The sequence below is a fragment of the Amycolatopsis sp. SID8362 genome (genome assembly GCF_010550475.1).
Classification (GTDB): domain Bacteria; phylum Actinomycetota; class Actinomycetes; order Mycobacteriales; family Pseudonocardiaceae; genus Amycolatopsis; species Amycolatopsis eburnea.
In genome coordinates this window covers 1-320 of record NZ_JAAGNB010001202.1, presented here as the reverse complement: position 1 = coordinate 320, position 320 = coordinate 1, and the positions used below count along the sequence as shown (strand labels likewise).

1 pseudogene is annotated in these 320 nt (G+C 75.3%); it reads right to left on the bottom strand.

The annotated features are described in order from the left end of the window. A pseudogene (locus G3I65_RS37070) lies at positions 1-320 on the bottom strand (hypothetical protein); the annotation flags it as partial.

The following is a 320-nucleotide window of genomic DNA, read 5'->3' as shown; positions in this document are numbered from 1 at the left end:
CGTGCCGCCGGAAGAGGATCTGGTAGGACTCCTCGACCCGGGTCGGCCCGCCGGCGCCGGCGCACGACGCCGGTCCGGTCGCGGGCTGGGCCCGGTCGGCGGCGGTGAGGAACACCGGGTACGGCTCGGTCGACGGCCCGCCGGCGCCGTTGACGGCCTCGAAGTCCGCCTCCGAAAGCACGACCGGCGCCGGCACGACGATTTCCCGGCCGGTCCCGTCGATCGCGAGCCCGGCCTGCACGGTCACTTCGGCGAACCGGTTGCCCGACACCGGGTCGGTCCGGTTCACGGTCGTCATGCCGAGCCCGTCGGCGATGCCC